Raw genomic sequence first — 20,867 nt, 5'->3', positions numbered from 1 at the left:
GAAAAAGGCAGGCGCTCAGGTCACCATCGCCAGCAGGCTGGCAACGCCGAGCCCCACCGCCGCCAGCGCGTCCCCCGCGATCAGCCCGCCGCCGAACAGCGAGGCGCTGTTCATGTCTTGCGGCGCATCATTTCGGGCAGGCGCGCGCGCCGACCACACGCTCCCCGCCACGCCGCCCGCGCCCAGCCACAGCGAGGTCGGCAGGCTGACGAAGCCGCCGAACGACAGCGCATAGGGCGACGGCAGCACGATGGCGTCGAGCACGAAGCTGCGCGGGCGCAGCCACTTGCGCAGCAGCTCGATCGCCAGGCCCGCGGCCACGCCCACGCCGATGGCCGTGCGCTGGAACGGCAGGTCGTGCGTCAGGCTGCGCAGCACGCCGACGAACTTGTAGGTCATGGCCGAGCTCCATTCGGCGGGCTGCCGGTCGGCGCGCATCACCGTCTGGTCCTGCAGCAGCACGGGGTAGGCCGCCATGAACAGCCGCGCGAACACCACCGCCAGCACGGCGCCCATGACGACGCCCAGCACCTGGTAGCGGAACTGCACCGCGCGCGACGTGCCCAGCCGCCAGCCGGTGGAGCGGTCTTGCTGCATGTCGCAGGCCACGCCGGTGGCCACCAGCAGCACCGCGCCGGCCAGCAGGCCCACGCCCGCGTCGCGCAGCCCCATGAAAGCCAGGATGACGATGGTGACGACGAAGGCCGAGGAGATCGGGTTGGCGTCGCTCACGCCCACCGAGATGCCGTTGACCAGCGCGAAGACGAACACCAGCGCCACCGCGGCCACCAGGAAGAACACGGGCTGCCCCAGCAGCCAGTGGCCGCACGCCACGGTGGCGCCCGCCCAGAACATGACCCACAGCACCAGGCGAAGGGCGTTGGCGGGCGGCTGCGCGGCATCGGCCGCGCCCTGCGGATCGCGGTGTCGCCAGCGCCGCAGCGCCTGCGCGAAGATCCACGCCATGTCCACCACGGCGGCGCCCATGATCGTGCCCAGGGCGATGAGGAACATGATCTTGCGCGGCGGGTCGCCCGCCTGCAGCCAGCCGATGGACACGAAGTACGGCTGCAGCGCCACGCCGGCCAGGCCGCCCGTCACCGCCGGAATGCCGATGCGCGCACCGATGACCAGCCCGGCGCCGAAGGTCGATGCAGACAGGCCGATGGCGCCCAGCACCGGCAAGCGCGCCGCGGCAAGCCCCGCCGCCAGCCCAAGGCCCACGCCGCTGCCCAATTGCCGCACCGAGCGGCGCAGCAGCGCGGGGTCGGTCAGCGCGCGAAGGATGTTGGCCACCGCCAGCCCCGACGGAAACGCCAGCCGCATGCGGTCCACCAGCACGGGCGTGTAGAGCATGCCCACGCCCACGCCGAACATGCCGATGCAGGCCAGGTACAGCGCCATCTGCCAGGCCGGCGGCTGGGGCAGGCCCATCCACGCCATGGCCTGCAGCAGCACGCCCATGCCGCTCATGCTGGCCACCGAGGCGGCCGCCGTCTGGATGTAGTTGGCGCCGTGCCGGCCGCTGGCGCCGTAGCCAGCGGTGACCACGGAGCCGAGCAGCCCCGCGAGCACCTGCCCGCCGACGAAGAAGCCCAGCGACAGGTTCATGTAGGCCGCGGTCACGCCCGCCAGCGGCCCCAGCACGAACATGCCCAGGGTCGCCAGGAGCAGGTGGTAGCGCCAGCTGCCTTCGAAGGGCAACCAGCGCCAGCGGGGGCCGTGCGGTGGGGGGTTCATGAAGCGGATGATCGCGCACCAGCGCGCGTTGCCTTGCAGCGGCATGCGTTGCAAGGCCCGGGCCATGGCGATGCCATCTGGTGCTATGAGGTGTGGCGAGGCCCGGTCAATGGGCCTGCACGGTGCAGCAACGAGAAGCGAAATGAAGAGTGACAGCGGTCGGCATCGAGGCGGTTTCCCTGAGCGGTTTTTTTCTCCCTGGCCTCTACCAGCGCCGAACCGCTGTCGAGAGGCAGTGTCTGCCACGCAGGTGAAGTCGCAGTGAAGTCTGTGCGGGAGTTCCGTGAAACGATACCGAACAGCCGGTGGCGCGCGACTACGGCAGCTGCAGCCGCCTTCGCTGGCTCAGCCGATTCAGTCGAAAGAACTCACCCAGTCCCACACCCGCGCGGGCGCCTCGACCATCACGTTGTGGCCGTGCGGCCCGAGCTCCGTGGCGTCGGCATCGAGCGCGCGGGTCTGCTCCATGGTGACCAGCGCGTCGTGCCCGCCGCGGCCGAGGTGAACGGGGCAACGTGCCACGCTCATCAGCTCGGACAGCGGCGGCTTGCCGACGGCGTTGGCGCGCGGGTCCATCGCGAGGCGCCAGCCATCGGCCTCCTGGGCGACGCCGCGCAACGCGAGCGTCGACGCCGCACCCGCGATGTTCACGAGCGGCGCCAGGCCGGAGACCTTCAGGTAGCGGTCCCACGCTTCGTCTTCGGTGGCGAACTTTTTCGCGGGCTGCGATGCCAGCGCCTCCATGCGACGCAGCTCGTCGTCGCTCCACGCGGCCTTGATGCCGGCGCCGAAGACCCGGTGCGGCGCGACGCCGAACCAGCCCGTGGCCAGTGCCAGCGCGATCACCCCGCCCAGCGAATGGCCGAGCACCACGAGCCGGCCCGAGGCGTCGGCATGCGGCAGCACCGCGCGCGCGACGCTCGCGGCGAGCTGGCCGATGGCGTAGCTGTCTTGCGGCGCCGACCGGCCATGCCCCGGCAGGTCGAGCGCGAGCCAGCGGCCGGGCCAGCGCACGTCGGCCTCGGCCAGCAGGGGCGACCACACGGAGCCTGTCGCGCCCATGCCGTGCAGCAGCAGGAGCAGGTCGGGGCCTTGGCCGCCTTGTTCGATGTGCATGTCAACCCCTTCGTTTCAAGCAATCAGCCGGCCGGCCGGACCCAGGCCACCAGCAGGCCCAGCCAGCGTGCGCGCCAGGTCGCGGTGAACGCGATGGCCAGCGCGGCGCCGGCCAGCGTCATGAACCACACCAGCGTGGCCATCGACGCATGGTCCACGCGCAGGCACAGCAGCAGCGATGCCGCCAGGCCCGACACGCCCAGCACACGCAGCAGCCGCACCGTGCCGCGCGTGGCCGGTACGGGGCCGCGCGCCTGTTCCCAATGCACGTCCATGGCCAGGGCCAGCCAGCCCAGGCCGGCGATGTTGGCCACGACGGCCAGCAGGAGCAGCAGCGCGTCAGGCACGGGCGTCCTCCCCCGCGGCCACCACCGCTTGCGCCGGCGCTGGCCGAAACACGGCCGCTACCACCGGGGCGCCGGCACGGCGGCGCAGCTTGCGCGCGGCCATCAGCGCCAGTGCCGCGCTTGCGAGCATGAACAGGTCGACGCCGGCCACCGGCCAGTAGCCCGCGCCCACGGTGCGCAGCAGGTGGTCGCCCGTGGTCACCCAGTTCAGCAACACCGCGGCCACCGCCATGACGGCCACGGCCACGCACTGCTCGGCCCATGCGGGCGCGATGCGCGCCTGCGCCACGTCCGACGTTCTCCAGATGCCGTGCGCAAAGGCCAGCACCCAAGCGCCCCAGAAGATGTAGCGCTCCCAGTCGCCGCGCGCGGGCAGGTCGCCCGGCAGCAGGCGGTTGGCGATCAGCATGGCCAGCGCGGCGACGAGCATGCCCGTCACGGTGGACACCGCGAAGGCATCGACCCAGCGCGCGCCGCTGCGCCCCTGCTTGGCGTGCTGGCGCTTGCGCTTTTCCACGAAGAAGATGAAGCCCGTGGCAATGCACACGCAGCCCGACAACCCGCCCAACACATACAGCCACCGCAGCAGCCAATGCCGAAAGTGCTGCAGGTGCAGGCCGGTCAGGAAGGTGTTGACGCTGGCCACGGGCGTGAGCGGCGGGTCTTCGCGCAGCACCTCGCCGGTCGACGCCTTGAAGTGAATGCCTTCGCCCGTGAGCGCGATGCGGTCGGTGCCGGCGCGGTACACGCTCACATAGCTGTTGGCGTCGCCCACGTGCTGCACATTGAGCAGGCCCACGTCGCCCGCCATGTCCTTCGCGGCCCAGCGGCGCTTGGCCTCGGCGACCATGGCGTCCACCGACGCGAGCGGCGCGGGCGTGCCGGCGCGGTCGTGCGGCAGGCCGGTTTCCAGCGCCTCGTGCTTCTCATGCATCTCGTGCAGCGGATGCAGCTGCGTCTCGGTGATCGGAAAGTAGATGCTCCCGAAAATCACCAGCCCCGAGAACGCGAAGATGAAATGAAAGGGCAGCGCCACCACGCCCGTGAGGTTGTGCAGGTCGAGCGTGCTGCGCTGCGTGTGCTTCTTCGGGCGGAAGGTGAAGAGCTCGCGAAAGATCTTGCGGTGCATCACCACGCCGCTGACCAGCGCCACCAGCATCACGAGCGCGGCGAAGCCGACGATGAAGTAGCCCAGGTTCATCCACTCCAGCTGCAGGCTGTAGTGCAGCGGGTAGAAGAACTGGCTGCCGATCTTCAGGTGGTCGTCGGGCAGCGACTTGCCGCTGCGCGGGTCGATGGTGCGCGCGCCGAACACGCCGTCTTCCGGGTCTTTCGCGTTGGGCAGCTCGTAGCTGGAGAACAGGCTGAGCACGGGGTCGCGGTGCGTGGTGTACGCGGCCCAGTTCTTCACCACCGGAAAGCGCTCGGCCATGGGGCCGTTCACGCGCCCGCGGGCCTGCTCGATGCTCTGCGGCGTGGGCTTCATGTCCTGGAACACGGGCAGCAGCATCTTGTCGAAGGACGGCATGGGCTGCGGCGCGAAGCGCGATTCGGGAATCGCCCAGCGGTCGATCTCGCGGTCGAACACCGACAGCGAGCCGAAGAAGAAGACGACCATCAGCACGAAGCCCAGCACCAGGCCGAACCACGTATGAAGCCAGGCCATCGAGAGGCGGAAGTTCTGGAACACGGAAAATGATCTCCTTGGGCGCTCGGTCAGCAGTTCTTGCGATGCGGCTGTTCAGAGCAGCGCGCGCTGCACCAGCCACGCGGCAGCCGCCATGAGCGCGCCTCCGCCGGCCAGCACGAGCCACACGCGCAACAGGCTGCGCGCCGCGAAGGCCCACAGGAACGCGACCAGGAAAACGATGAAGCCCACGATGTAGCCCAGGGCTTCGGCGTCGTGGAACTCCATGCGCGCGGCGAACAGCAGGCCGATGGCCAGGGCGATGAAACCCCAGGTGAAGGCGTAGCCGCCGAGCATGCCGGCGGCAATGCGAAGGGCAATGCGAACGGCGGTCATGGGCTGCGCGCGGCGAAGGGGCGCGGGCTGGAAAGCGGCATGCGCGGCATCATAGATTTCGTTCTCCCGGATCGGGCCAGAGACCGTGGTCCCTGGCAGGTTCATGCGGCGCTATGCCGTCGGTCTTCGGCGCACGCGCGGTTTCTGGGTGTGCCGGCACACGGATCCCGGCCTTCTGGCGAGGTGTGGCGGCGGCCTGTTGTTGGTGGCGCGATGTCGTGGAGAGCGCGGCATTATAGGAGCCAGATGAGAACGAATCGCATGTAAACGCGCCCTCACGCCGACGTCGGCGTGCACAATCGCCCACTCCCCTCCCCCGATCCCCCAGCCTCCAGGCCTTGATGCCCTTCGGCAGCGCATGCGAATCCACGAACTGAAACAACGCCTGCGCGACGCCGGCGCCGGCCCCAGCCACGAGCAGCGCATTCTTCGGCTGTGGTCGCACGCGCTGCCGCGCGACAGCGGCCGCCGCCTGCCGGGCACCTTCTTTCCATCGTCGCTGATGGAGGCGCTGCCGGCCATCGAGGCCGAGCTGGCGGGGCTGGCGCGCATCCACGCCGTGCACCCTGGCGCCGACGGCTCCGAGCGGCTGCTGGTCGCCCTGGCCGACGGCCAGACCGTGGAAAGCGTGCTGCTGCCGCGCGACGGCCTGTGCGTGTCGTCGCAGGTGGGTTGCGCCGTCGGTTGCCAGTTCTGCATGACGGGACGCGACGGCCTGCTGCGCCAGGTGGGCAGCGCCGAGATCATTGCGCAGGTCGCGCTCGCGCGCGCGCGCCGGCCGGTGCGCAAGGTGGTGTTCATGGGCATGGGCGAGCCGGCCCACAACTTGGACAACGTGGTCGAGGCGATCGACCTGCTGGGCACGGTGGGCAACGTGGGCCACAAGAACCTGGTGTTCTCCACCGTGGGCGACCCGCGCGTATTCGAGCGGCTGCTGCAGGAGCGCGTGCGGCCCGCGCTGGCCCTGTCGCTGCACACCACCAAGGCCGCGCTGCGCAAGACGCTGCTGCCGCGCGCACCCAATATGTCGCCCGAGGAGGTGGTGGCCGCGGGCGAGCGCTATGCGCGCGCCACGGGCTACCCCATCCAGTACCAGTGGACGCTGCTCGAAGGCGTCAACGACGGGCCGGACGAGGTCGAGGGCATCGTGCGGCTGCTGTCCGGCAAGTACGGCGTGCTGAACATGATTCCCTTCAACGCGGTGGACGGCGTGGCTTTCAGCCGACCGTCGTGGGAGCGCTGCGAGCAGATGGCGCGCACGCTGCACGAGCGCGGCATTCTCACGAAGCTGCGCAACTCGGCCGGACAGGACGTCGATGGCGGCTGCGGGCAGCTGAGGGCGCGCGCGGCCGAGGTGCAGGTGCGTTTCCAGCGGGACGCGACGGGCAGAACGAGCGTTGGGCCGCCTTCGGCTGTGTGACTGCGAGCTGAGAGACGGCGCGGGCGCGGCCGCACATTGACTTTGCTGATCAACATTTGAGGCGACACGGCAACACTAATTAACCAATACAATTGCGAACGGTTCGCATTCGTCGCGCCACATTCCTCCCCCAGAACCGTTCTCAATGCCCGCGGCCAGCTCCCCCGCCTCGCCCATCGAAGCCCTGTACAGCGACCACCACGGCTGGTTGCTCGGCTGGCTGCGCCGCCGCCTGGGCGACGCCTGCGACGCGGCCGACCTGGCGCACGACACCTTCGTGCGGCTGATGGTGTCTTCGCGCACCGCCAACCTCGGCGACGAGCCGCGCGCGTTCCTCACCCACGTCGCCAAGGGCCTGGTGGCCGACCACTGGCGCCGGCGCGAGGTGGAGCGCGCCTACCTCGAGGCGGTGGCTCACCTGAGCGAGCCCGAGGCGCCTTCGCCGGAGGCGCGCCTGCTCATCATCGAATCGCTGTTGCACATCGAGGCCATGCTGGCCAGCCTTCCGGCGCGCACGCGGCAGGTGTTCCTGCTGGCGCAGTTCGACGAGCTCACGCTGCAGCAGATTTCCGAGCGCATGGCGATGCCGGTGATCACTGTGCGCCGCCATATCCACAAGGCGCTGGTCGCCTGCATGTCCGTCGCCTGAGCGGCAGGCCGCCCCCCCAAAATGAACACTCCGCAGCCGCTGCAGGCGCACGGCGCTCCCCGCACAGCGCTCGACCCCGCGCTGCTGAGCGAAGCCGCCGACTGGATGCTGACTCTGCGCTACGGCGACGACGCCCAGAAAGCGCAGGCCAACGTCAACCGCTGGCGCCAGCAGAGCCCCGCGCATGCCGAGGCCTGGGCGCGCGCCGAGGCGCTGCTGGGCGTGTTCGCCCAGGTGCCCGCGGGCATCGGCAAGGACGCCTTCCAGGCCCTGCAACGCCCCACTCGCCGCCGAAGCATGGGCATGCTGGGCGCGCTGCTGATCGCCGCGCCGGCCGGCTGGCTCGCATGGCGCCACATGCCCTGGCGCGAGTGGAGCGCCGACGTGGCCACCGCGACCGGCGAGCGCAGGTCGATGACGCTGGCCGACGGCTCGCGCCTGGTGCTGAACACCGCGAGCGCGGTGGACATCGCGTTCACCGCTGCGCAAAGGCACATCCGGCTGCAGGCCGGCGAGATCCTCGTCACCACGCACGCCGACCCCTCCCCCACCTACAGGCCGTTCCTGGTGCAGACGCCGCAGGGCACCGTGCGGGCGCTGGGCACGCGTTTCAGCGTGCGCCGCCTCGACGACCAGACCACGCGCGTCGCGGTGTTCGAGCACGCCGTCGAGATTCGTGCGCTGGACGGCGCCTCGCACCTCCTGCGGGCCGGCCAGCAGGCCGACTTCGAGGCGGCGCGCATCCGCTCCGAGGTCGCGGTCGACAACAGCGCCGCGCTCTGGGAGCAGGGCATGCTGCTCGCGCGCAACATGCGCCTGGCCGACGTGGTGGCCGAAATGAGCCGCTACCGCAGCGGCGTGCTGCGCTGCGACCCGGCGGTGGCCGAGCTGCGCGTGTCGGGCGCCGTGTCGCTGGCCGACACCGACGCCGGCCTGGCGCTGCTGGCGCGCTCGCTGCCGCTGCGCATCGAGCAGGCGACCCGCTACTGGGTGACGGTGGCGCCGCGGTAGATGCGGTAGACGCGGTAGACGCGGCTCGGCGCTCGAGGACGGCGCATGGAGCGCCCCATGGCAGTCCGAGAAAAAAATCCGCAGGGAGGTGATCACTTTTTCCGTCTCGTCCGGTGACAGGGGGAATGACGCATCGACGCCGATGCGCACCACCGCTCTCACAGACCTCCAAGGACGCAGACACATGACATCGCAGCAGGCACGCCGGCACCGGCGCATCGACGGGTTCGCGCTCGCGCTCACCACCACGGCCATTCGCGCGGCGTTGATCGCAGCGCCAGCCTGCGCGCTGGTAGCCGCGCCCGCCTTTGCCGCGGAGCCCACGGCCCAGGCCCCACGCCAGTACGCCATTGCCGGCGGCACGCTTGCCGACGTGCTGGCCCAGTACGCCGCCGCCACGGGCGTGCAGTTGGTCTTCGAGCCCGGCATGCTCGCCGGCCTGCGCAGCGACGGACTGCGCGGGCGCTACACGCCGCAGGAAGGCTTCGAGCAGGTGCTGCGCGGCAGCGGCTACGAGGCGGTCGGCCAGGGCGGCGGCGCGTATGCGCTGCGCAAGGCCGGCGCACCGGTGCGCAACGGCATAGGCAGCACGGGTGGCACCAACGACGCCGCCACGCTGTCGCCTGTGACCGTCACCGCCGCCACCGAGCGCGAGACGCCCACCAGCCGCGTCAACGGCTATGTCGCCCGACGCAGCGCCACGGCCACCAAGACCGACACCGCCCTGATCGAGAACCCGCAGTCGGTCTCGGTGATCACTGCCGACGAAATCGGCGACCGCAAGGCCGAGACGCTCGACGAAGCACTGCGCTACACCGCCGGCGTCACGCCCAACCTGAAGCCCTGGGCGGTCGACGAGTTCTCGCTGCTGCGCGGCTTCGAGCTGGGCACCGCGGGCGTCTTCATGGACGGGCTGCTCACCTCCGGGCGCTCCTACGCGGCACCCATCGAGCCCTATGGCCTGGAGCGGCTCGAAGTGCTGCGCGGCCCCGCCTCGGTGCTCTACGGAAAGATGCCGCCGGGCGGCATGGTCAACGCCGTGAGCAAGCGGCCGACGGCCGACACCCTGCGCGAAGTCGGCATCGAGTACGGCACCTACGGCCGCAAGCAGCTGAAGGCCGACATCGGCGGCGCGCTCGACAGCCAGAACGAATGGACCTACCGACTCACCGTGCTGGGCCGCGACTCGGGCACCCGGCTGGACAACGATCGCGACGACCGCCTCTTCATCGCGCCCGCGCTCACCTGGCAGCCCAGCGCCGACACCAAGCTGACGCTGCTCGGGCGCTACCAGAAGGACAACCAGGCCTACGCCTGGCAGAACCAGCTGCAGCAGCCCGGCGTGTTCGGCCAGCCGAACCCGAGCGTGAACATCGGCGGCTACGACAACCGCTGGCGCCGCGACAACAAGATGCTGGGCTACGAGTTCGAGCACCGCTTCGACGACACCTGGTCGGTGCAGCAGAGCATGCGCTACAGCGAACTCGACCGCTCCGAGACCAACGTGTTCCCGCGCGGCCTGCGTGCCGACGGCTACACGCTCAACCGCAGCTTCTCCCCGCGCGAAACGCACTGGAAGGGCCTGCTCGTGGACACGCGCGTGCAGGCCCGCGTCGACACCGGGCCGCTGTCGCACACGCTGCTGGCGGGCGTGGACTATGCCAAGTCGCGCATCACCGACGAGTTTCCGTACGACCGCCCACTGCTCGCGCCCATGAACCTGTTCGCGCCGGTATACACCCACCAGCCGCTCGCGCCCGCAGCCGACCCGTACGTGAACCGCATGCCGAGCAAGCAGGTCGGCCTCTACCTCCAAGACCAGGTGAAGTGGGACCGCTGGGTGGTCACCGCCGGCGTGCGGCACGACAAGGCCGACGCCTCGGGCACTCGCACTTTCCCGAAGGCCGGTGAAAGCACGCTCGACTACGACACCTCCGCCAGCGCCACCACCGGCCGCGTGGGCGCGGTCTACCTGTTCGATTCGGGCTGGGCGCCGTACGTGAACTACGCGACCTCGTTCTCGCCCGAGATCGGCAACAGCTTGAACGGCGACCCGCTCAAGCCCTCGAAGGGGCGCCAGGTGGAGGCCGGCGTGCGCTACCAGCCCAAGGAACAGAACCTGAGCTACACCGCCTCGGTGTTCGACATCGTGCGCAGCAACGTGACCACCGCCGCGCCGCAGGCGCCCGGCGAGGTGATCCAGACCGGCGAGGTCAGGTCGCGCGGGCTCGAGCTCGAAGCGCGTGCCGAGCTGACCAAAAACCTCAGCCTGATCGCCCAGTACACCTACCTGGACACGCGCATCACGCGCAGCAACGACGGCGACCTCGGCCTGCCGCTGATGAGCGCGCCCAAGCACAGCGCGTCGGTGTGGGGCAAATACGCGTTCCCGGTGGGCGATGCCACCCGCGCCTTCGCGGCGCTGGGCGTGCGCTACCTCGGCAAGTCGCGCTCCGCATGGGACACGGAATACGCCGGCATCACCAACCCCAGCATCACGCTGGTCGACCTGGCGCTCGGCTTCGACCGCGGCCCGTGGCGCTTCTCGCTGAACATCAACAACCTGCTGAACAAGCAGTCGCTGATGGATTGCAACGGCAGCATCTGCTACCGCAGCGCCGAGCGCACCGCGAACGTGAGCGCGCTGTACCGCTTCTGATGGCGGTGGCGCGCCGGGGCCGGGGTGCGCTGCTGTCGCGCATGGTGGCCGCGCTGTTCGGCGGCTACGCGCTGGCCGCGTTGACCAGCGTGGCCGTGCTGGCCTTGCCCATCGGCACGGTCGAGGCCGTGCTGCTGGGCATGCAGGCCAGCTTCGGCGTGTACGCGGGCGCGGTCGTGTGGGTGTTCGCCGCGCGCACCGCGCGGCGCGCATGGCTGGGGCTGGCTGTGGTGGCGATGCCGCTGCTGGCGGCGGCGTGCAGCGTGTGGGCTGCCGCGTGACCGGTGCGCCACGCCTTCGCCAGGCCATGGCCGGCCTTCACACCTGGACCGGGCTGCTGTTCGGCTGGCTGCTGTACGCGATGTTCCTCACCGGCGCGGTGAGCTACTTTCGCGAAGAGCTCTCGCAGTGGATGCGGCCCGAGATACCTGCGCTGAAGCAACCGCCGGATGCGGCCCGCAGCGCGATGCAGGCGGTTGCCGGTCTGCAGGCGCTGGCGCCCGGTGCGACGCAATGGGTGATCGAGCTGGCAGGTGAACGCACGAACGTCGTGGCCGCCTCGTGGCACATCCGCAGCAACGGAGGCAACGACGGCAGGGCCATGCTCGACCCGCTGACCGGCCACGCCGTGCACGTGCGCGAGACCTACGGCGGCGAATTCTTCTACTACTTCCACTTCTCGCTGCACTACCTCCCGCGGGTGGTCGGGCGCTGGCTGGTGGGGCTGGCCACGATGTTCATGCTGGTCGCGCTGGTCAGCGGCGTCATCACGCACAAGAAGATCTTCGCCAACTTCTTCACCTTCCGCCGCGGCAAGGGCCAGCGCTCGTGGCTGGACGCGCACAACGCGCTGTCGGTCGCCGCGCTGCCCTTTCATTTGATGATCACCTACACCGGCCTCGTCACGCTCATGACGCTGTACATGCCGTGGGGCGCCGACAGCGCGCTCCAAACAGCGCAGCTGCGCCAGGCACTGAGGGCCGAGATGACGGCGTTCCTGCCTGCGGGCGCGGCCAGCAGCACCGCCGCGCCGCTCGCCGACGTGGGCGCGATGGTGCGCGAGGCCGAGCGGCGCTGGGGCACGGGCCGCGTGGCGCGGCTGCTGGTCGACAACCCCGGCGATGCCGCGTCGCGCGTGACGGTCGTGCGCGGCGACGCAGGGCGCGTGTCGGTGAGCCCGCGCCATGTGGTGTTCGACGGCGCGAGCGGCGCGATGTTGCAGGTGAAAGACCACTCCGCCCCGGCCGCCGAAACCCGCGGCGTGCTGTACGGCCTGCACGTGGGGCGCTTTGCCGATGGGGTGACGCGCTGGCTGTACTTCTTCGCCAGCCTCACCGGCGCGGCGATGGTCGCGACCGGGCTCGTGCTGTGGACAGCGAAGCGGCGCGCGCGGCAGGCCGTGGAGCAAACGCCGTCCTTCGGCCTGCGGCTGGTGGAGCGGCTCAACGTCGCGGCCATCGCGGGCCTTCCGGTGGCGATGGCGGCATTCCTGTGGGGCAACCGCCTGCTCCCGCCCGGCCTTGCGGCGCGCGGCGAGTGGGAGGTTCACCTGTTCTTCATCGCGTGGGGGTTGATGCTGCTGCACGCATGTGCGCGGCGCATCGGGCGCGCATGGGTCGAGCACTTCGCCGCCGCCGCCGTGCTGCTGGCCGCCTTACCGCTTGCGAGTGCATTGGCTGGCGACCGCGACCTGCTCGCCAGCCTTCGCGCGGGGGACGGCGTGTTCGCATCGTTCGAACTCACGCTCGTGGTGCTGGCAGGCGTCTTCGCGGCGGTCGCACTGAAGCTCGCGCGCCGCAGGTAGCCGAGAGAGAGAGAAAGAGAGGCCGACGAAGGCCCCCTGCCCTCAACTCACCATGTACCCGCCGTCCACCGGCAGGATGACCCCGGTCATGAAAGACGCCGCCGGCGTGCACAGGAACACGGCCGCGCGCGCCACGTCGTCGGGCGTGCCCCAGCGGCCCAGCGGCGTGCGCGCGAGGATGGGGCCGGCGCGCGCGGGGTCGTCCTGCAGCGCTTGCGTCATCGGGGTGGCGATCCAGCCGGGTGCCACCGCGTTCACGCGGATGCCGTCGGCCGCGTAGGCGATGGCCAGCGACTTGGTGAGCTGCGCCACGCCGCCCTTGCTCGCCGCGTAGCCCGGCACCAGGCCGCCGCCGAAGAAGCTCAGCATCGACGCCGTGTTCACGATGCAGCCCTTGCTGGCCTTCAGCCGCTCGCGCGTGGCGCCGCACACGCGCATGGTGCCGGTGAGGTTCACGGCCAGCACCTTCTCGAACACCTCGATGTCGTGCTCGGCGCCGCGCTGCAGGATGCCCGCGCAGTTGAAGACGATGTCCAGCCGGTCGATGTCCGCCAGCGCCGCGGCCAGGCTGTCGGACGACGAGATGTCGGCCGACCTGATGTCGACCGCCGCGTCGAGCGTGCCGTCGCCGCCGCTGCGCCCGAGCGCCGTCACCTGCGCGCCGAGCGCGGCCAGGTGGTTGGCGATGACCGCGCCGATGCCCTGCGTGCCGCCGGCGACGAGGGCGCGCTTGCCGTTGAAGAGTCCTGCCTGGTAGGTCATGGGTGAATGTGGATGGAAAAAAACGTCGGCCCGCAGTGTAGACAGCCCCCGAGAACGCAAACGCAAACGCAAAACCGCGAGCCCCTCCACAAAGTCTCCCAATTTGGTCGCCATCATTGCCTTGTCCGCTTGATTCCTCCGGCGGACACCTCCCTCCACAGGCCCTTTGCGAGATCGGGGCCATTCAGCCCGCCTTGTGCGGGCTGTTTTTTTGGTGGCGCCGGGCCACACGCCCTCAGGCGTCCGCCACCGCGTACGGCGTGAACCGGCTTTCGTTCTCGTTCACGTCCAGCGGCCGGCCGATGAACGGGAACGCGCGCTGCGGGCAGGCGTCGCGCTCGCACACCTTGCAGCCCATGCCGATGGGCGTGGGCACCTCCTGGTCGGCCAGGTCGAGCCCCTTGGCGTAGATGAGCCGGGACGCATGGCGGATGTCGCAGCCCAGCCCGATGGAGAAAGTCTTGCTCGGCGAGGCGAAACCGCGCTGGCCGTGCGACACGGTGCGCGCCACCCACAGGTAGGTGCGCCCGTCGGGCATGCGCGCGAGCTGCCGCAGGATGCGCCCGGGCTGCGCGAAGGCCTCGTACACGTTCCACAGCGGGCAGGTGCCGCCGGTCTTCGAAAAGTGAAAGTGCGTGGCCGACTGCCGCTTCGAGATGTTGCCCGCCCGGTCCACCCGGATGAAGAAGAAGGGCACGCCCGGCGCGCCCGGGCGCTGCAGCGTGCTCAGCCGGTGGCAGATGGTCTCGAAGCCCACGCCGAAGCGCCGCGCCAGCAAGTCGATGTCGTAGCGCAGCGTTTCCGCGGCGTTCAGGAAGAGGCCGTATGGCAGCAGCATGGCGCCCGCGAAGTAGTTGGCCAGGCCGATGCGGGCCAGCGCATGCGCGGGCACGTCGCCGAAGCGGGCGCTTTCCACCAATGACTCGATGAGCGCGGTCTGCTCCAGCAGCGCGAGCTGCGTGGCCAGCTGGAACGCCTGCTGCCCCGGCTCCAGGCTGCCCGACAGGCGCAGCACGCGGCTGGTCGGGTCGTAGCGGCGCTGGCTGTCGACGGCGTCGTCGTCGGTGGGCACCACGCGCACGCCGTGCTGCTTCATGAGCCGCTGCAGCAGCCATTCGGACAGCGGCCCGCCGTGGCCGCGCGCCTCGGCGGCGAGCTTTTCGGCGGCCGTGTCGAGCGGGTCGAAATGGTTCTGGTGCGAGAAGAAAAAGTCGCGCACCACCTCGAAGGGCATGGGCCGCGTGCGCGAGAAGTCGCCGCGCCCGTCGCCCAGCTCGGCGCCCATGATCTCCAGGCGCTCCATGGCCTCCTGGTGGCGGCGGTGCAGCGCCAGCAGCGCGCGCGCCACGGCGGGCATCTGCGAAGCCACCTCGCGCAGCTCGGGCAGCGCCACGGTCTCGCCGCCGGGGTTGTCGGCCAATGCGTCCCGCATGCTGGAGACCAGGCGTGCTTCCTCGTCTTCGGAAAACTGCTGCACATCGACGCCGAGGGTGCGGCTTATTTTCAGCAGCACGGCCACGGTGAGCGGGCGCTGGTTCTGCTCCATCTGGTTGAGGTAGCTGGGCGACAGGCCCAGCGCCTGGGCCAGCGCCACCTGCGTCATGCCGCGCTCGGCGCGCAGCTTGCGCAGGCGCACGCCCATGAAAGTCTTGCTCATCGTGAGGCTCCTGGCGAATGGCGGAAATTCACAACCAGAATTTGCAATATTTGCAAAACCCGCGTTTTTCATTCGCAATGATTGGCTAATTCAGCCCTTCATTATGGGCACGCAATTGCGTAAATTGCGAATCCATGACGACGAACCCACCCACCGCGCTCGAGCTCACGGACATCGTGTTCCCCGAGCACGCCAACCACTACGGCACGCTGTTCGGCGGCAACGCCCTGCTGCTGATGTCCAAGGCGGCCTTCCTGGCCGCGCGGGCGTTCGCGAAGGCCGACGTGGTGATGGCCCGTTGCGGCGACGCGCAGTTCCTGGCCCCCGTGCCGGTGGGCAGCGTGCTGCGGCTGCGCGCGTGGGTCAGCCGCGTCGGGCACAGCTCGCTCACCGTGTGCGTGAGCGGCACGGCCGAGCAGCTCGGGAGCGAGCCGCGCACCGCGCTCCAGTCGCTGTTCGAGATGGTGGTCGTCGACAAGAACGGACGGCCCGCGCGCATTCCCGGCGCCTACCTGCACACAGAAAAGGAAGCAGCATGAACGACATCGCCACCCCCACCGCCAACACCGCCAACACTGCCACCCCAGCCAGCACCGGCTTCAAGCCCAAGAAATCCGTCGCCCTCTCCGGCGTCACCGCCGGCAACACCGCGCTGTGCACGGTGGGCCGCACCGGCAACGACCTGCACTACCGCGGCTACGACATCCTGGACATCGCCGAGGTCTGCGAGTTCGAGGAAATCGCCCACCTCCTGGTGCACGGCAAGCTGCCCACCGCCGCAGAGCTGCGCGCCTACAAGGCCAAGCTCAAGTCGATGCGCGGCCTGCCCGCCAGCCTGAAAGAGTCGCTGGAGCAACTGCCCGCCAGCGCCCACCCGATGGACGTGATGCGCACCGGCGTTTCTTCGCTGGGCTGCATGCTGCCCGAGAAGGACGACCACAACGTGCCCGGCGCGCGCGACATCGCCGACCGGCTCATGGCCTCGCTGGGCTCGATGCTGCTGTACTGGTACCACTGGTCCACGCAGGGCAAGCGCATCGACGTGGAGACCGACGACGACTCCATCGGCGCGCACTTCCTGCACCTGCTGCACGGCGAGAAGCCCGGCGCCGAGTGGGAGCGCGCCATGCACACCTCGCTGAACCTGTACGCCGAGCACGAGTTCAACGCCTCGACCTTCACCGCGCGCGTGGTGGCCGGCACCGGCTCGGACATGCACTCGGCCATCACCGGCGCCATCGGTGCGCTGCGCGGGCCCAAGCACGGCGGCGCCAACGAGGTGGCCTTCGAGATCCAGAAGCGCTACGACTCGCCCGACGAGGCCGAGGCCGACATCCGCCGCCGCGTGGAGGCCAAGGAAGTGGTCATCGGCTTCGGCCACCCGGTGTACACGGTGAGCGACCCGCGCAACGTGGTCATCAAGGGCGTGGCGAAGTCGCTGTCGCACGGGGCCGGCTCGACCAAGATGTTCGACATTGCCGAGCGGCTGGAGGGCGTGATGTGGGAGGCCAAGAAGATGTTCCCCAACCTCGACTGGTTCAGTGCCGTGAGCTACCACATGATGGGCGTGCCCACGGCCATGTTCACGCCGCTGTTTGTCATTGCGCGCACCTCGGGCTGGGCGGCGCACATCATCGAGCAGCGCATCGACAACAAGATCATCCGGCCCAGCGCCAACTACACCGGGCCGGAAGACCTGAAGTTCGCGCCGATCCAGGATCGGAAGTAAAAAGCGAAGCACAAGACACACAAGGCCCCGTGCCGCATCCGTGCATGGGGACCCGAGACGCCCCATGAACACCCAATACCGCAAGAACCTTCCCGGCACGCTGCTGGACTATTTCGACGCGCGCGAGGCCGTCGAGGCCCTGCGCGCCGGCGCCTGGGCCACGCTGCCCTACACCTCGCGCGTGCACGCCGAGAACCTGGTGCGCCGCTGCGACCCCGCGCTGCTGGCGCAGAGCCTCACGCAGATCGTGGAGCGCAAGCGCGAGCATGACTTTCCGTGGTTTCCGGCGCGCGTGGTGTGCCACGACATCCTGGGGCAGACCGCGCTGGTCGACCTGGCCGGCCTGCGCGACGCCATCGCCGAACAGGGGGGCGACCCCGCGCAGGTGAACCCGGTGGTGCCGGTGCAGCTCATCGTCGACCATTCGCTGTCGGTGGAGTGCGGCGGCTTCGACCCCGACGCCTTCGCGAAGAACCGCGCCATCGAAGACCGGCGCAACGAAGACCGCTTCCACTTCATCGAATGGACCAGGCGCGCCTTCAAGAACATGGAGGTGATACCGCCGGGGAACGGGATCATGCACCAGATCAACCTGGAGCGGATGTCGCCCGTAGTGCATGCGCAAGAGGGCGTGGCTTTCCCCGACACGCTGGTGGGCACCGACAGCCACACGCCGCATGTCGACGCGCTGGGCGTGGTCGCCATCGGCGTGGGCGGGCTGGAGGCCGAGAACGTGATGCTGGGGCGCGCCTCGTGGATGCGGCTGCCCGTCATCGTGGGCGTGAAGCTCGCGGGCCGGCCGCAGCCCGGCATCACGGCCACCGACGTGGTGCTGGCGCTGACCGAGTTCCTGCGCCAGCAGAAGGTGGTGGGCGCGTACCTGGAGTTCCACGGCACGGGTGCATCGAGCCTCACGCTGGGCGACCGCGCGACCATCTCGAACATGGCGCCCGAATACGGCGCCACCGCCGCCATGTTCGCCATCGATTCGCAGACCATCGACTACCTGCGCCTCACGGGCCGCGACGACGCGCAGGTGCGCCTGGTCGAAACCTATGCGAAGCACACCGGCCTGTGGGCCGATGCGCTGGAGCACGCGGTGTACGAGCGCGTGCTGCAGTTCGACCTGTCGACGGTGGTGCGCAACATGGCCGGCCCGTCGAACCCGCATGCGCGCGTGGCCACCACCGAGCTCGCGGCGCGCGGCATTGCCGCGCCGTGGAAAGACGAGCCGGGCCGCATGCCCGACGGCGCCGTCATCATCGCGGCCATTACCAGCTGCACCAACACCAGCAACCCGCGCAACGTGATCGCGGCCGGCCTGCTGGCGCGCAACGCCAACCGCGTGGGCCTCGTGCGCAAGCCGTGGGTGAAGACATCGCTGGCGCCCGGCTCCAAGGCCGTCACGCTGTACCTGCAGGAGGCCGGGCTGATGGGCGAGCTGGAGCAGCTCGGCTTCGGCGTGGTGGCCTATGCCTGCACCTCGTGCAACGGCATGTCGGGCGCGCTGGACCCGGTCATCCAGCAAGAGATCGTGGAGCGCGACCTGTACGCCACCGCGGTGCTCTCGGGCAACCGCAACTTCGACGGCCGCATCCACCCGTATGCGAAGCAGGCGTTTCTCGCGTCGCCGCCGCTGGTGGTGGCCTATGCCATCGCGGGCACGGTGCGCTTCGACATCGAGAAGGACGTGCTGACGGTGGTCGACGGCAAGGAGATCCGCCTGAAAGACATCTGGCCCGACGACGAGGAAATCGACGCCATCGTCAAGGCCAGCGTGAAGCCCGCGCACTTTCGCCAGGTGTACGAGCCGATGTTCGCGATTCAGCCCGACACGGGCGAGCAGGTGGCGCCGCTGTACGACTGGCGCGCCGCGTCGACCTACATTCGCCGCCCGCCCTACTGGGAAGGCGCGCTGGCCGGCGAGCGCACGCTCAAGGGCATGCACCCGCTGGCGCTGCTGCCCGACAACATCACCACCGACCACCTGTCGCCGTCGAACGCAATCCTGCTGGACAGCGCGGCCGGCGAGTACCTGCACAAGATGGGCCTGCCCGAGGAAGACTTCAACTCGTACGCCACCCACCGCGGCGACCACCTCACCGCGCAGCGCGCCACCTTCGCCAACCCCACGCTGAAGAACGAAATGGTGCGCAAGGCCGATGGCACGGTGCAAGCGGGCTCGCTGGCGCGCGTGGAGCCCGAAGGCCGGGTGATGCGCATGTGGGAGGCCATCGAGACCTACATGCTGCGCAAGCAGCCGCTCATCATCGTGGCGGGTGCCGACTACGGCCAGGGCTCGTCGCGCGACTGGGCCGCCAAGGGCGTGCGGCTCGCGGGCGTGGAAGCCATCGCGGCCGAGGGCTTCGAGCGCATCCACCGCACCAACCTCATCGGCATGGGCGTGCTGCCGCTGGAGTTCAAGCCCGGCACCGACCGCCTCACGCTGGGCCTGGACGGCACCGAGACCTATGACGTGGCCGGCAAGCCCCAGGCGCGCGCCGACCTCACGCTGGTGGTTCACCGGCGCAACGGCGAGCGGCTGGCCGTGCCCATGACCTGCCGCCTCGACACCGCGGAAGAGGTGTCGATCTACGAAGCGGGCGGCGTGCTGCAGCGCTTTGCGCAGGACTTTCTCGCATCGACCACCGCCGTGACCGCCTGATCCATAGAACGCCACAGAACGCAACGGAACCCTCCCCATGGCCTTCGCACCCCAAATCAAGATTCCCGCCACCTACATGCGCGGCGGCACCAGCAAGGGCGTTTTCTTTCGCCTGCAAGACCTGCCCGCCGCCGCCCAGGTGCCGGGCCGTGCGCGCGACGCGCTGCTGCTGCGCGTCATCGGCAGCCCCGACCCCTACGGCAAGCAGATCGACGGCATGGGCGCCGCCACGTCGAGCACCAGCAAGGCCGTGATCCTCTCGAAAAGCGACAGGCCTGGCCACGACGTGGACTACCTGTTCGGCCAAGTGTCCATCGACCAGGCCTTTGTCGACTGGAGCGGCAACTGCGGCAACCTGTCTGCGGCCGTGGGCCCCTTCGCCATCAGCAACGGCCTGGTCGATGCGCAGCGCGTGCCGCGCGACGGCGTGGCCGTCGTTCGCATCTGGCAGGCCAACATCGGCAAGACCATCGTCGCGCACGTGCCCATGGCGGGCGGCGCGGTGCAGGAAACCGGCGACTTCGAACTCGACGGCGTGACCTTCGCCGCGGCCGAGGTGCAGCTGGAGTTCATGGACCCCGCCGCGGAAGAAGAAGGCAATGGCAGCGGCAGTGGCGGCGGCGCGATGTTCCCCACCGGCCAGCTCGTCGATGCGCTCGAGGTGCCGGGCGTCGGCACGCTGCAGGCGACGATGATCAACGCCGGCATTCCCACCATCTTCGTGAACGCCGAGGCCATCGGCTACACCGGCACCGAGCTGCAGGACGCGATCAACAGCGACCCGGCGGCCCTCGCCAGGTTCGAGGCCATTCGCGCGCACGGCGCGCTGCGCATGGGGCTCATCAAAAGCATCGAGGAGGCGGCCGGCCGGCAGCACACGCCCAAGGTGGCCTTCGTGGCGCGCCCCGCCGGCTACACCGCCTCCAGCGGCAAGCCGGTGGCCGCCGGCGATGTCGACCTGCTGGTGCGCGCGCTGTCGATGGGCAAGCTGCACCACGCCATGATGGGCACGGCGGCCGTGGCCATCGGCACCGCGGCCGCCATTCCGGGCACGCTGGTGAACCTGGCGGCCGGCGGCGGCGAGCGCACGGCCGTGCGCTTCGGCCACCCGTCGGGCACCTTGCGCGTGGGCGCGCAGGCGGCGCAGGTCGACGGCCAATGGCAGGTGACCAAGGCCGTGATGAGCCGCAGCGCGCGCGTGCTGATGGAAGGCTGGGTGCGCGTGCCCGGCGACGCCTTCTGAGGCCGCGCCTTCCATCGATCGTTCACCGACCCCCTCCCTCTT

17 protein-coding genes are annotated in these 20,867 nt (G+C 69.9%); 10 read left to right on the top strand and 7 right to left on the bottom strand.

Annotated features, from left to right (window positions below):
• Window positions 1–15: 15 nt before the first annotated feature.
• The 5 genes from QTI51_RS13625 to QTI51_RS13605 all read right to left on the bottom strand — a co-directional run bounded on the left by QTI51_RS13625 (window position 16) and on the right by QTI51_RS13605 (window position 5,226).
• Window positions 16–1,740, bottom strand: coding sequence for an OPT/YSL family transporter (locus QTI51_RS13625; RefSeq protein ID WP_286515707.1), 1,725 nt, complete (start codon window positions 1,738–1,740; stop codon window positions 16–18).
• A gap of 354 nt (window positions 1,741–2,094) precedes the next feature.
• Window positions 2,095–2,856, bottom strand: a complete 762-nt coding sequence (locus QTI51_RS13620; protein ID WP_286514240.1) for an alpha/beta fold hydrolase — start codon at window positions 2,854–2,856, stop codon at window positions 2,095–2,097.
• Between the two features lie 23 nt (window positions 2,857–2,879).
• Entirely contained in the window at window positions 2,880–3,203 is a 324-nt protein-coding gene (locus QTI51_RS13615) for a DUF3325 domain-containing protein (RefSeq protein ID WP_286514238.1), read from the bottom strand.
• Window positions 3,196–4,893 carry a PepSY-associated TM helix domain-containing protein gene (locus QTI51_RS13610; protein ID WP_286514236.1) on the bottom strand — a complete coding sequence of 566 codons (1,698 nt, stop codon included), beginning with the start codon at window positions 4,891–4,893 and terminating at the stop codon, window positions 3,196–3,198. The genes QTI51_RS13615 and QTI51_RS13610 overlap by 8 nt, the downstream gene beginning before the upstream one ends.
• 51 nt (window positions 4,894–4,944) lie before the next feature.
• A complete protein-coding gene (locus QTI51_RS13605; protein WP_116909945.1) occupies window positions 4,945–5,226 on the bottom strand; it encodes an iron uptake protein in 282 nt (93 codons plus the stop codon).
• Window positions 5,227–5,584: 358 nt separating this feature from the next.
• Between QTI51_RS13605 and QTI51_RS13600 the strand changes: the two genes are divergently transcribed.
• From QTI51_RS13600 to QTI51_RS13575, 6 genes are all read left to right on the top strand, one after another.
• Window positions 5,585–6,646 carry an RNA methyltransferase gene (locus tag QTI51_RS13600; RefSeq protein WP_286514232.1) on the top strand — a complete coding sequence of 354 codons (1,062 nt, stop codon included), beginning with the start codon at window positions 5,585–5,587 and terminating at the stop codon, window positions 6,644–6,646.
• A 145-nt stretch (window positions 6,647–6,791) separates the two neighbouring features.
• Window positions 6,792–7,295 (top strand): sigma-70 family RNA polymerase sigma factor, encoded by a 504-nt coding sequence (locus QTI51_RS13595; protein WP_286514230.1) that lies wholly within the window; start codon window positions 6,792–6,794, stop codon window positions 7,293–7,295.
• A 21-nt stretch (window positions 7,296–7,316) separates the two neighbouring features.
• The gene (locus QTI51_RS13590) at window positions 7,317–8,306 is read left to right on the top strand and encodes a FecR domain-containing protein (protein WP_286514226.1); all 990 of its coding nucleotides are present in this window, start codon (window positions 7,317–7,319) and stop codon (window positions 8,304–8,306) included.
• 184 nt (window positions 8,307–8,490) lie between these two features.
• A complete protein-coding gene (locus QTI51_RS13585; protein ID WP_286514224.1) occupies window positions 8,491–10,965 on the top strand; it encodes a TonB-dependent siderophore receptor in 2,475 nt (824 codons plus the stop codon).
• A complete protein-coding gene (locus QTI51_RS13580) occupies window positions 10,965–11,246 on the top strand; it encodes a DUF3649 domain-containing protein (protein ID WP_286514222.1) in 282 nt (93 codons plus the stop codon). The genes QTI51_RS13585 and QTI51_RS13580 overlap by 1 nt, the downstream gene beginning before the upstream one ends.
• Window positions 11,247–11,272: 26 nt before the next feature.
• Window positions 11,273–12,769, top strand: coding sequence for a PepSY-associated TM helix domain-containing protein (locus QTI51_RS13575; protein WP_286514220.1), 1,497 nt, complete (start codon window positions 11,273–11,275; stop codon window positions 12,767–12,769).
• A 42-nt stretch (window positions 12,770–12,811) separates the two neighbouring features.
• Here QTI51_RS13575 and QTI51_RS13570 read toward each other — a convergent pair whose 3' ends face one another.
• Together QTI51_RS13570 and QTI51_RS13565 are read right to left on the bottom strand one after the other, a co-directional pair.
• The gene (locus tag QTI51_RS13570) at window positions 12,812–13,531 is read right to left on the bottom strand and encodes an SDR family NAD(P)-dependent oxidoreductase (protein WP_286514218.1); all 720 of its coding nucleotides are present in this window, start codon (window positions 13,529–13,531) and stop codon (window positions 12,812–12,814) included.
• Between the two features lie 235 nt (window positions 13,532–13,766).
• The gene (locus QTI51_RS13565; protein WP_286514216.1) at window positions 13,767–15,188 is read right to left on the bottom strand and encodes a short-chain fatty acyl-CoA regulator family protein; all 1,422 of its coding nucleotides are present in this window, start codon (window positions 15,186–15,188) and stop codon (window positions 13,767–13,769) included.
• Window positions 15,189–15,322: 134 nt separating this feature from the next.
• Here QTI51_RS13565 and QTI51_RS13560 point away from each other — a divergent pair, with 134 nt between their 5' ends.
• The 4 genes from QTI51_RS13560 to prpF all read left to right on the top strand — a co-directional run bounded on the left by QTI51_RS13560 (window position 15,323) and on the right by prpF (window position 20,825).
• Window positions 15,323–15,727 (top strand): acyl-CoA thioesterase, encoded by a 405-nt coding sequence (locus QTI51_RS13560; RefSeq protein WP_286514214.1) that lies wholly within the window; start codon window positions 15,323–15,325, stop codon window positions 15,725–15,727.
• Complete coding sequence (gene prpC, locus QTI51_RS13555; RefSeq protein ID WP_286514212.1) at window positions 15,724–16,917, top strand: bifunctional 2-methylcitrate synthase/citrate synthase; 1,194 nt, start codon at window positions 15,724–15,726, stop codon at window positions 16,915–16,917. The genes QTI51_RS13560 and prpC overlap by 4 nt, the downstream gene beginning before the upstream one ends.
• Before the next feature lie 64 nt (window positions 16,918–16,981).
• A complete protein-coding gene (acnD, locus tag QTI51_RS13550; protein WP_286514211.1) occupies window positions 16,982–19,582 on the top strand; it encodes a Fe/S-dependent 2-methylisocitrate dehydratase AcnD in 2,601 nt (866 codons plus the stop codon).
• A 37-nt stretch (window positions 19,583–19,619) separates the two neighbouring features.
• On the top strand, window positions 19,620–20,825 hold the full coding sequence (gene prpF / locus QTI51_RS13545; RefSeq protein WP_286514210.1) for a 2-methylaconitate cis-trans isomerase PrpF: 1,206 nt from the start codon (window positions 19,620–19,622) through the stop codon (window positions 20,823–20,825).
• Window positions 20,826–20,867 lie beyond the last annotated feature (42 nt).

This window comes from Variovorax sp. J22G73 (assembly GCF_030317035.1).
Classification (GTDB): domain Bacteria; phylum Pseudomonadota; class Gammaproteobacteria; order Burkholderiales; family Burkholderiaceae_C; genus Variovorax.
This window is presented reverse-complemented; position numbering and strand designations above follow the sequence as displayed.

Coding starts and splice junctions, on each gene's coding strand:
- QTI51_RS13625 (WP_286515707.1), bottom strand. CDS start 1,740: ATGAACCCCCCACCGCACGGCCCCCGCTGGCGCTGGTTGCCCTTCGAA.
- QTI51_RS13620 (WP_286514240.1), bottom strand. CDS start 2,856: ATGCACATCGAACAAGGCGGCCAAGGCCCCGACCTGCTCCTGCTGCTG.
- QTI51_RS13605 (WP_116909945.1), bottom strand. CDS start 5,226: ATGACCGCCGTTCGCATTGCCCTTCGCATTGCCGCCGGCATGCTCGGC.
- QTI51_RS13600 (WP_286514232.1), top strand. CDS start 5,585: ATGCGAATCCACGAACTGAAACAACGCCTGCGCGACGCCGGCGCCGGC.
- QTI51_RS13595 (WP_286514230.1), top strand. CDS start 6,792: ATGCCCGCGGCCAGCTCCCCCGCCTCGCCCATCGAAGCCCTGTACAGC.
- QTI51_RS13590 (WP_286514226.1), top strand. CDS start 7,317: ATGAACACTCCGCAGCCGCTGCAGGCGCACGGCGCTCCCCGCACAGCG.
- QTI51_RS13585 (WP_286514224.1), top strand. CDS start 8,491: ATGACATCGCAGCAGGCACGCCGGCACCGGCGCATCGACGGGTTCGCG.
- QTI51_RS13580 (WP_286514222.1), top strand. CDS start 10,965: ATGGCGGTGGCGCGCCGGGGCCGGGGTGCGCTGCTGTCGCGCATGGTG.
- QTI51_RS13575 (WP_286514220.1), top strand. CDS start 11,273: ATGGCCGGCCTTCACACCTGGACCGGGCTGCTGTTCGGCTGGCTGCTG.
- QTI51_RS13570 (WP_286514218.1), bottom strand. CDS start 13,531: ATGACCTACCAGGCAGGACTCTTCAACGGCAAGCGCGCCCTCGTCGCC.
- QTI51_RS13565 (WP_286514216.1), bottom strand. CDS start 15,188: ATGAGCAAGACTTTCATGGGCGTGCGCCTGCGCAAGCTGCGCGCCGAG.
- QTI51_RS13560 (WP_286514214.1), top strand. CDS start 15,323: ATGACGACGAACCCACCCACCGCGCTCGAGCTCACGGACATCGTGTTC.
- prpC (WP_286514212.1), top strand. CDS start 15,724: ATGAACGACATCGCCACCCCCACCGCCAACACCGCCAACACTGCCACC.
- acnD (WP_286514211.1), top strand. CDS start 16,982: ATGAACACCCAATACCGCAAGAACCTTCCCGGCACGCTGCTGGACTAT.
- prpF (WP_286514210.1), top strand. CDS start 19,620: ATGGCCTTCGCACCCCAAATCAAGATTCCCGCCACCTACATGCGCGGC.